An 11,453-nucleotide genomic window follows, 5' to 3' on the forward strand; every position below is an offset into this window, starting at 1 on the left:
TATGAAAATCATTCCAGCTAAAACGCCAGACTTTGTAAAAACATTGTTCCCAAATTTTATCTGGAATATCGCTACCAAAGACAAAGTACTTTACCTCACTTTTGATGATGGACCCACTCCTGAAATCACCGATTGGGTGCTTTCAACATTAAAAGACTTTAACGCTAAAGCCACCTTTTTTTGTATTGGAAATAATATTGAAAAGCATCCTGAGATTTTCGAAAATATTTTAACCGAAGAGCATTCTATTGGCAACCACACTTACAATCATTTAAAAGGTTGGAAACATAAGACGAAACATTATATTGAAGATGTTTTGAAAACGCAATCTTTGATAAATTCCAAAACTCAAAATCATCAGCATTGGAATTTAGAATTTAAGGATTGTGATTTAGGTTTATTCAGGCCTCCTTATGGAAAGTTTAAAACCAAGCAGAGTAAGCAACTTCAAAACTTAGGTTATAAAATTGTATTATGGGATGTGTTATCTTACGATTGGGATAATTCTGTAACCGAAGCAACATGCCTTAAAAACGTAACCTCAGCGGCTAAGGAAGGCAGTATTATTGTATTTCATGATAGTTTAAAAGCGTCTCGAAACTTAAAATATGTGCTTCCTAAAGTTTTGGAATATTACAGTGAGAAAGGGTTTGCTTTTAAAAATTTGTAGTATACCAGAATGTTTTAAAGTTATCACAACTGTACTTCAAACAATTCCATCCTGCTAGCAATAGGAACTAAACCTTATTACAAACAAATTATAAGAAGACTAAAGCTTTGTTTTTTTAAGAATGAAATTACTACTTTTCAATCTTCGCTAATGCTTTGTTGAACAAAAACTCATGCATTTGTTAAACATATTCTTGGATGATTCCAATCAACGTATCGGCATCTTGCTCTCCACTATGTCTCCATTTCATCTCGCCATTTTTGTAGATGATTAAGGTTGGCAAGCCTTTAACTCTTAGTGCTTCTGCCAATTCCTTATTTTTATCGACATCAATTTTAATCACCTTGGCTTTATCACCTAATGCAGCGGCAACATCTCTCATAATAGGATGCATGGCAACTGACTCATCACTCCCATCGGTATAGAAATCTAAAAGTACAGGAATTTCAACATCGATTAATTCTCCAAATTTTGACATATGCTATCGTTTTAGTAGAACAAATACACACTATCCATTGACAAGGTTTTCAATAATTAAAACGTTGTAAATTAAGTGCTCACAAGTTAAAAATAAGCAATTCTGTACAATTAAACGCTTTTTACACCTTTTTTGAGCTCTATCACAGTGATTTCTGGCCAAATACCAACACGTCCTGGAAACGCTAAATAGCCAAACCCTCTATTCACATTAATATATTGGCCTAATTCTTCATAGATACCAGCCCAATGTTTGTAACGCCATTTTACAGGACTCCATTTAAACCAACCTGGTATTTCAATCCCAAATTGCATGCCATGAGTATGTCCACTTAATGTTAAATGATAATGGTACTCATCATTAATGACTTCTTCATTCCAATGGCTTGGATCGTGACTTAAAAGAATTTTAAAATCGTTTTTATCAACCTTGCTTGATGCCTTTTTTAAATCTCCGGCTTGTTTAAAACCACCTATGCCCCAATTCTCTACTCCAACTAAAGCAATACGCTCTCCGTTTTTTTCAATAAATCGATTTTCATTTAGCAATAAATCAAAACCAATGTCTTTTTGAAGCGTTTTTAAATCTTCAAGATTTTGCTGTTTCGCTTCTTTAGAACTCCAGTTGATATAATCACCATAATCGTGATTTCCTAAAACAGAATACAACCCGTCTTTGGCCTTTAATTTTTTAAAAATATCCATGTAAAGCTCCATCTCAGTCGCCTTATTATTTACCATATCACCTGTAAATAAAATAACATCAGATTGTTGTTCGTTAATAAGATTGATTGCGTAGTCTACTTTTTCAATATTATCAAAACTGCCAGAATGGACATCACTTATCTGTGTGAGTTTGTAACCGTCAAAGGCTTCTGGTAAGTCTTCAAAATGAAGCGTATATTTTAAGACCTTAAAATTATACTTCCCTTTATAAATGCCATATAAAACTGACACTAATGGAATTGCTGCCAATCCTAGAGCTATTTGACTTATAAATTTTCTTCGAGCCGGAAAATGATCAGCGTCTAAGTTACTGTTTTGAGTGAAATAACTATAGGCAGCCTGAGGCAATCTAAAAATATCTTCTCCAAACATGGCTATTATTAAAACCAACTTAGGCACCAACATTGCAATTAACAAGCCAATGGCATAAGAATTACCATGCGAAAAACCATCACTACGATTAAATCCATAAAACTGATACACAAAATTACCGATAACAGCTATAGTTACGGCCCAATATAACATGTACCATAAGTTATTCTTTGTGATCGTTCGTAACGATTGAAAAGCATAAAAATCAGCAATTACAATTAGCAAAATGAAAATTATCCAACGAATCATATATAAGTTTTAAGCGCCAAATATACTCATATGAACTATGGCTTATCTTATGAATTTGTTAAACGTTTTAATTTGAAGATCTTCTAGAATAATAGATTCTGTATTAAAATGAATAGTCACTTTTTGATTTGGCAACATATCAAAGAAATTATCTGAAAAATGACCTTTTGCCTTTGTGTATAAAAAGACATCTTTTTGAAGTGTTTTACTCTGTAGCTCTATACTAAAACCAGCTTTTGTTTTTACAAGTACTTGGTTAATTTCGGATTGTTTTAAATTTAAATTTTTTGGTTTTACAAAGTAGAAATAAGACGTCGCATCGTTAAATGTTGACACTAAAACGGCTTCTGACCTATTGAATTCAATAGTATTCAAATCATACTCAAACTGAATGGCACTAAAGTTTGAAGCCACATCAATTTCATTGGAATAGCCCAATATTAAATTCCCATAAAAATCTAATAGCTCAACCTTAAATTTTCCGCTGTCACCTTCTAAATTATCATTAACAATCCAAGTTTTTAAAATCTCATCTTCAATTTTTGAAGACACCAAAATATTATCAAAACTACGCTTGGTTTTGTAATGTAAAGCTTTCCAATTCCCAAAATAATCGATGCTACTCCAAGACACTGCTGGCCAACAATCGTTGAGTTGCCAATACAAAGTTCCCATATTGTAAGGCTTTGCTCTTCGTTGCGCTTCTATGCCTTTTGTAATTCCGTAGGCTTGCAAAAGCTGACTTATATACACATAATCTTCTGCACTTCGACTCGCTTCGACTTCGCTCAGCGACCAACCCTCAGTGTAAACCTTACGAACAGGAAAATCGCGTTTCATATAGGTATCAATCAATTCGAAACCGCGCACATGTTTTTGATGATTTTTAAAACCTTCAGAAGACATCTCTACACGATCACTTTGATTGATATACCGAATCGTTTCATAGCTCGGAAAGGACTGAAACCCAAATTCGCTCATAAAACGTGGTACGTTGTCTTCTAAATGTTCAAATGGGTAGGCATCATGCCAAATCCACCAATCGTGTGCATCACCTTCAGTTTTATATTTAGTGTTTCCTCTTCCGTATTTTGGTGAGGTTTCCCAATAATCTGTATCCGAAAATTTAGCAACTGTATTTGGTAAAATAGAATCGAATACTTTTAAATAGTTATTCCAAATTTCAGTTTTCTCTTCTTCACTCCTATCGGCTTGCCAGCCCCAACGATGCCAACCTTCTGAGTTTTCATTATTACCACACCATAAGGCGATTGATGCGTGATTTCTTAGTCGTTTTACATTGTCTTCTGCTTCTTGTTTTACGTTCTCTAAAAAATCTACATCACCAGGATACATTGCACAGGCAAACATAAAATCTTGCCAAACCAGAATCCCTTTTTCGTCACATAAATCGTAAAAGATATCATTCTCATAAATGCCACCTCCCCAAACTCTGAGCATATTCATATTAGCATCGACAACATCACTTAAAAGATTTTCATAATGTTCGTCTGTAACTTTATTTTGAAAACTGTTTTGCGGAATATAATTCGCCCCTTTTGCATAAACAGGTACCTCGTTGACTTTGAAATAAAAGGATTCTCCGATGCTGTCTTTTTCTGTTACTAGTTCAATGGTTCGTAATCCTTTTTTTACTGAAATACTGTCTAAGATTTTATTCCCATCCTTTACTATAACTTTAATATTATATAAATAAGGGTCACCTAGATTGTGTGGCCACCAACGCTTTGGGTTTTTGATTTCAAATGGTATTATATGTGGGCTATATTGAAATTCGTCTTTAGAAACAGCAACTAACGAATCATTAACTAATACATCGAACGAATACCCCTCTGTTTTACTATTTGAAAATTCAACTTGAAGTGCAAGTTTAGCAATAGAATCATTCAATTCAGTTTGGTGAATATAAGCCTCATTAATTTTCCCATCATTCCAAGCCGCTAATTGAATTGGTCTCCAAATACCACTCGTATTTAACTTCGGTCCCCAATCCCAACCATATTGAAATTGGGCTTTTCGTGTAAAAATGCGTTCGCCTTCTGGCAACTCATAGGCTAGTTTTTCTTTTTCTGCGTTTTCAAATTTTGAAGTCGATTCAAATAAAATTCTAAGTTCGTTTTCTGGTTTTAAGAGCGACTTTATATCTGCATTCCATGTTCTAAACGCATTATTGGTTTTTAGAATTAAACTGTCATTTAAAAATACCGAAGCATACGTATCTAAACCTTCAAAATTAAGGTCTATGTTTTTATTTTGAAGGATTTTTTTATCTAAAGAGAATGTGGTTTTGTATTCCCAATCGACTTCAGAAATCCACTGAACATCTTTTTCGTTATCTCCAATAAATGTATCTTCAATGCGTTTGTGATCTAATAAATCGGAATGCACATTACCAGGAACGGTTGCTGATTGCCAAACCGAATCTGTTACTTTTTTGAATTGCCAATCGTTATGCAAATCTATTGTTATAGGCACATCGTGTTTTGGTTGGCAGCTTGCTAATAGAAAAATAGAACCCAATAAAAGAGTTCTCGATACAATTTTTCGTACCTCAAAATCACTCAAACTGATATTAGGATTAAATTTTAATCTTAAAAAGAAAAAGACCTTGAGTGAACTATATAGCATCTAAAATGGCTTTAATTTTTATAGGATCAGAATACGTTAATGGTAAAGAAAACATAGAATCATCTGGTTTAATTTTAGTTGAAGCTGACGCGTGAATTTCATCTAAACTAGCTGCTTTAAATTTAGCTGCATTTTTTGCCGAAACACCTCCACCTGCTAGAATGATAATTCTGCCTTTCGAAATTCCGTTTAATTCTTTTAATAATATAATGCCTTTTTCTGCCGATGTTTCTTGTCCTGAAGTTAACACACGTTCAATACCCAAACCTATGAGTTGTTCTAGAGCTTCTTTTGGATTTGACACCTCATCAAAAGCGCGATGGAAGGTAAATGGTAAAGGTTTTGATAATTCTACAAATTCTTTTGTTCGTTTTAAGTCTATGGTTTTGTCAACATTTAAAACACCCGAAACTATACCTTGACAACCTAAATCTTTACAGAGTTGAATGTCACTTTTCATGGTTTTAAATTCAGCATCTGAATACACAAAATTACCACTTCGAGGTCGTATTAAAACGAATACCGGAATCTCTAAATTTTCAATCACTTGTTTTAATAAACCATACGAAGGTGTAATCCCACCAACGGAAAGTTCTTGGCATAATTCTATGCGATGTGCACCTGCTTCTTGAGCATTTTTTGCAGATTGGTATGAGTTGGCACAGATTTCTAATTTCATCTTTAGTTCCTGAGAAAGCAGGAATATTTATTATTGGTTATTCTTTCAATTTTAACTTTTACACCCTTGAAGGGACTTTAGGGGTGTTCTCAGTTCACAATAATCTCATCAATAAAAGTCCATGCTTTATTTCCTGCTCCTTGTTTGCCTTCTTCAATTATGCCATAATTTGGTATCTTTAAAGTGACCTGTTTTACTTTTACATCTAAATTTTTTGGTGTTACAAAATCATAATTAAACTCTGTGATTATATGTTCAGTTTGACTTTCAAGTTGTATGTTGTCAGTAACAATAGAACCATCATCAACTATGAATTCAAGATAAATTTGCTTTGGAGCATAAATCCATTGTCCGTTTCCGTTATGAAAGCGTGTTGAGATTCTATTTATTTCTGTTACCTCATCGAAATCAATGGTGACTTCAATGTCTTCACCAGAAAAACCTAACCATTCTTTATCACCAAATCTTGTGTTACTTCCATTAATACCATTTATTAAACCTTCTGGTCCGCTTCCCATATAAGCTTTGCTTGACTCTTTGCTAATAGTGATATTCTTGCCAACTGCCCTATGTAAATTAATGTCTTGAATAAAAATCTTACCAAGTCGTTTTTCAGAATTAAAAACAGCCACTTTTAAAACTGTACTTTTTATAATAGGAATTTTAGTCGTGTACACTTCTGAACTTATTATAGGTTCTGATCCATCTGTGGTATAACGAATTGTTTTGCCTTCGGTAACAGTGTTCAATTCAAAATAAGGTTTTCCATTTTCAGAAACTAATTCGCCCTCAATCTCATACAAATGATTCGCATAATTAATATCTAACGCATCTAATCGCTTATGAAAATGTTCTAATCGCGATACAAAATTTTTATAGTCTTTTTGAACTGGTTGCGACCAAGCCACTTCGCTCATAGCAAGCGTTCTGGGAAAAGCCATGTATTCTACTTGTGCTTCTGTTGGCATATATTCTGTCCAGATGTTGCCCTGAACTCCCATTATATATTCAGCTTCTTCTGCTGTTAATTCTTCAGGAATTGGATTAAAACCGTAAACTTTCTCTAAGGGTAAAAACCCTCCAATGGCCAATGGTTCTTCATCATTGTCAGATTGGTAATAATCAAAATAGCAATGCGATGTTGGTGTCATTACCACATCGTGTTTTTGTTTGGCAGCTTCAATGGCGCCTTCCGTACCTCGCCACGACATAACCGTTGCATTTGGTGCTAAACCACCTTCTAATATTTCATCCCAACCAATTATTTGTCGGCCTTTAGAGTTGAGATATTTTTCCATTCTGGTAATGAAATAGTTTTGTAATTCGTGCTCATCCTTTAGGCCTTCATCTTTAATTTTTTGTTGACAGTGGTTGCAAGTTTTCCATCGTGTTTTTGGTGCTTCGTCTCCACCAATATGAATATACTCACTAGGAAAAAGTTCTAAAACTTCATCCAAAACGTCTTCAAGAAAATTAAAAGTTTCATCTTTTGTACAATAAATATCCTCAAAAACGCCCCATTTAGTAGCAACCTCAACGTGTTCTCCTGTACAACCTAATTGCGGATACGCAGCAATGGCAGCTTGGCTATGACCAGGCATTTCAATTTCTGGAATTACGGTTATAAAACGTGCTGTTGCATAGGCCACAATCTCCTTAACGTCGTCTTGTGTGTAAAAACCACCATAACGCTTACCATCGAACTGGTGTGGTTGATCGCTGTAGTGCCCAATTAAAGTTTCGTTTCTGTAGGCTGCAACTTCTTGTAGTTTTGGATATTTTTTAATTTCAATACGCCAACCTTGATCTTCGGTTAAATGCCAATGAAAGGTATTCATCTTTAACAGCGCTAAAGCATCAATATATTTTTTAATAAAATCTACAGAAAACATATGTCGTGCCACATCGAGATGCATACCTCTATATTTAAATTCTGGTGCATCATTAATAATTACCGATTGTATTTCAACTTTTTTGTCATCAAAAGTTCCGCTTTCAAAACTTGCTGGTAGTAATTGACGTAAAGACTGTACTGCATAAAATGCTCCTTGATCTGTTGCTGCTGTTATTTCAATATTATCTTTTGAAATACTCAACTTATAACCTTCAGGTTTCATTGTTTTATCTTTAACAAAAATGATATCGTTTCCAGATTTTAGTTCAATACCACTTCCTGAGGCTATAAAAGATTTTAGAAAGTTTGCACTGATACTAAAATCATCTGATAAAGAAATACCTGTATCTTTATTTAAAACAAAAACAGCGTTAATTACCTCTGTAGAAATCGGTATTGGGATAATCTGAGATTCAACTAATTGTTTTTGGTCTTGGTTACAACTGAATAGAAAAACAGATAAAATTATAAGACCAAAGAAAGTTTTGAAATGCATTTTACTATATTAGATGCGTTAAAATTAACAATCTTTTTGATGAACTCTAAAATAACCGCCTTTTTAATTGTACTTGTTCTATTAGTAAGTTGTAAAGATTCATCGTCAATTACCTCAGCTAAGAAAGACCAGCCACTAATCAATTACGTAAATACGTTTATTGGTACTGGAGGTCATGGCCATACGTATCCTGGTGCTACGATGCCATTTGGTATGATGCAATTGAGTCCTGATACCAGGTTAGAAGGTTGGGATGGTTGCTCTGGTTATCATTATTCGGATGAATACATCTATGGTTTTTCGCATACACATTTAAGCGGCACAGGAATTAGCGATTATGGCGATGTGCTTTTAATGCCAACCAACAAACAAATTTTTAATAACGGAGCAGATGGAAAAGCAGGCTATCGCGCGCATTTCTCTCATGATAATGAAACAGCAGAACCAGGTTATTATAAAGTACATTTAGACTCTACTAATATTGATGTAGAACTCACCGTTTCCAAACGTAGTGGTATTCATAAATATAAATTTCCTTCAAAAGATAATCAATATGTTATTCTCGATTTAGAGCATCGTGATAAAGTTTTAGATGCCAAAATTGATAAGATTTCTAATACTGAAATTGTTGGTTACAGACATTCGGAGGCTTGGGCAAAAGACCAACGTTTATTTTATGTGATAAAAACCTCGCATCCTTTTACTGATGTGTTACAATCGCCTTTAGAAAAAGGTTTACCTGGTGCAAGACGAACCGCTCTTAATTTTATAAACCCTAATAACGAACCTATTTATATTAAAGTCGGAATTTCTGCTGTCGATATTGAAGGTGCAAGAAAAAATCTTGAAGGAGAAATAGGAAATCAAACCTTTGAGCAAGTAAAAAAAATAGCACAAGATTTTTGGGAAAAACAATTGGAAAAAATAGTTATTGAGAGTAATGATCTCGATAAAAAAACAAATTTCTATTCGGCGTTATACCATACCATGCTCGCACCAAATCGTTATCAAGATGTTGATGGTCGTTACAGAGGAATGGATTTAGAAATTCATACTGCGGATTTTGATTATTACACTGTGTTTTCACTTTGGGATACGTACAGAGCGGCACATCCGCTTTATACCATCATAGAACAAGAAAAAACCAACGATTTTATAAATACCTTTTTAGCAAAATACGACGAAGGTGGCATTATGCCCATGTGGGATTTAGCAGGAAATTATACGGATTGTATGATTGGTTACCATGCGGTTCCTGTAATTGCAGATGCCTATTTAAAAGGGATTCGCAATTATGATACGGAAAAGGCTTTTGAAGCGATGAAACATTCAGCGACCAGAGATAAATTTGGATTGGAAGCTTATAAGACATATGGATTTATTCCGGTAGATGAAGAAAGTGAATCGGTTTCTAAAACCTTAGAATATGCTTATGACGATTGGACTATTGCGCAGATGGCAGAAGCAATGGGTAAAACTGAAGATTACAAAACCTACATTCAACGTGCGCAATATTATAAAAATGTATTTGATCCTGAAACGCAGTTTATGCGTGGCCGTTTTAGAAATACATGGTTTGCACCTTTCGATCCGTATGAAGTGAATTTTAATTACACCGAAGCTAACGCTTGGCAGTATAGTTTTTATGTCCCTCAAGATATATCAGGATTTATAAAACTACTCGGTGGGAAAGATAAGCTAGAAGCCAAACTCGATGAATTATTTTCGGCTAAAACAGAAACTTCAGGACGCGACCAATCGGATATTACAGGGTTAATTGGGCAATATGCGCATGGTAATGAACCAAGTCATCACATGGCTTATCTCTATAATTTTGTAAATAGACCTTATAAAACACAAGAACGTGTTCATCAAATTTTAACTGAATTATATCACAATGATCCTGATGGTGTTTCTGGAAACGAAGATTGCGGTCAAATGAGCGCTTGGTACGTTTTGAGTTCAATGGGATTCTATTCTGTTACTCCAGGCAGCAACGACTATATTATTGGAACACCTCTTTTTGATAAAGCCACTATTAATCTTGAAAATGGTAAACAATTCAACATAACCGCAACTAATTTAAGTGATACTAATATCTATATTGAGAATGTAAAACTGAATGGTAAAACTTTAGATAAAACATTTCTTTCGCATGCTTCAATTGTTGAAGGTGGTTCTCTAGAATTTAACATGACAGACAAGCCTTCAACTTGGGGAACACAAGACGGCAACGAACCAAAAACTGAAATCGCAGATCATATCATTTTACCCTCTCCGTATATTGCTAAAGGAGATATTACCTTTAGAGGTGCTACCGAAGTTGTGTTATCGACTTCAGAAAAAGATGCAAACATATTTTATGCCATTGATGACGCTGATTTCAAAATTTATGAGACTCCTTTTACCATTTCAAAAGATGCAAAATTGAAATTATATTCTGAAAAAGGTGATTTAAAAAGTCCGCTTTTAACCACACCATTTTATAAAATTGATCCTAATCTTAGTATTACTTTAGAAAGTGAATTTGCTAATCAATATTCCGCTGGTGGCAATGATGCATTAATTGATGGCATACGAAGTACTAAAAATTACAGAACAGGCAGCTGGCAAGGTTATCATAATACCGATGTTATCGCTACTGTAGATTTGGGTTCTGTAAAACCTGTGAATTCAATTTCCGTAAACTTTTTAAGAGACCAAGGCGCATGGATTTTTCATCCTACAGAAGTTGAATATTTGGTATCGAAAGATGGCAAGCACTTTACGGCAATTGGAAAAAGAAAACTTTATACTAGACCAAAGAATTATAATATTGATATCGCAACTGTTGAAATGAAAATTCCAAAGTCTAATTATAGATATGTAAAAGTCATCGCCAAAAAACTCGGTGATTTACCAGATTGGCACATTGGACATCCTATGAATGGAAAAAGCTGGATTTTTGTGGATGAAATATCGATTAAATAGGAAACATTAGTAGAGCTTTCTGGTTTTAAAAAATAAGAAAGGTCTGAAGAAAATGAAATAGACCTGCAAGGTTTTAAAAACCTTGTAGGTCTGAATACTAACAATACCTACAAGGTCTTAGAGACCTTGCAGGAAAACTAACTAACTAACTAACTAACTAACTAACTAACTAACTAACTAACTAACTAAATCAATACATGAGTAATCAAAACAACAAGTCGGCATTAGCGACGCTTTGTACCGTCTTCTTTTTCTGGGGATTTATTGCTGC

General features: G+C 34.3%; 7 protein-coding genes. 2 read left to right on the forward strand and 5 right to left on the reverse strand.

Annotated elements, in window-relative coordinates; genetic code table 11:
• Position 1: 1 nt before the first annotated feature.
• The gene (locus tag AB8B52_RS05870) at positions 2-670 is read left to right on the forward strand and encodes a polysaccharide deacetylase family protein (RefSeq protein WP_406026150.1); all 669 of its coding nucleotides are present in this window, start codon (positions 2-4) and stop codon (positions 668-670) included.
• A gap of 181 nt (positions 671-851) precedes the next feature.
• Here the strand turns inward: AB8B52_RS05870 and AB8B52_RS05875 are convergent, their stop codons facing one another.
• From AB8B52_RS05875 to AB8B52_RS05895, 5 genes are all read right to left on the reverse strand, one after another.
• Positions 852-1,148: a thioredoxin family protein gene (locus AB8B52_RS05875; RefSeq protein ID WP_406026152.1), complete on the reverse strand. Its 297-nt coding sequence runs from the start codon at positions 1,146-1,148 to the stop codon at positions 852-854.
• A 110-nt stretch (positions 1,149-1,258) separates the two neighbouring features.
• Positions 1,259-2,494 carry a metallophosphoesterase gene (locus AB8B52_RS05880; RefSeq protein ID WP_406026154.1) on the reverse strand — a complete coding sequence of 412 codons (1,236 nt, stop codon included), beginning with the start codon at positions 2,492-2,494 and terminating at the stop codon, positions 1,259-1,261.
• Positions 2,495-2,536: 42 nt separating this feature from the next.
• Positions 2,537-5,143 (reverse strand): glycosyl hydrolase 2 galactose-binding domain-containing protein, encoded by a 2,607-nt coding sequence (locus AB8B52_RS05885; protein WP_406026156.1) that lies wholly within the window; start codon positions 5,141-5,143, stop codon positions 2,537-2,539.
• Entirely contained in the window at positions 5,133-5,822 is a 690-nt protein-coding gene (locus AB8B52_RS05890; RefSeq protein WP_406026158.1) for a copper homeostasis protein CutC, read from the reverse strand. Before AB8B52_RS05890 ends, AB8B52_RS05885 begins: the two co-directional genes overlap by 11 nt.
• Positions 5,823-5,911: 89 nt before the next feature.
• On the reverse strand, positions 5,912-8,212 hold the full coding sequence (locus AB8B52_RS05895) for a beta-N-acetylhexosaminidase (RefSeq protein ID WP_406026160.1): 2,301 nt from the start codon (positions 8,210-8,212) through the stop codon (positions 5,912-5,914).
• Between the two features lie 39 nt (positions 8,213-8,251).
• On the opposite strand from AB8B52_RS05895, the gene AB8B52_RS05900 reads away from it, so the two are divergent.
• A complete protein-coding gene (locus AB8B52_RS05900; RefSeq protein WP_406026162.1) occupies positions 8,252-11,182 on the forward strand; it encodes a GH92 family glycosyl hydrolase in 2,931 nt (976 codons plus the stop codon).
• The last annotated feature ends 271 nt before the right edge of the window (positions 11,183-11,453 follow it).

Source organism: Winogradskyella sp. (genome assembly GCF_045105575.1).
Taxonomy (GTDB): Bacteria; Bacteroidota; Bacteroidia; order Flavobacteriales; family Flavobacteriaceae; genus Winogradskyella.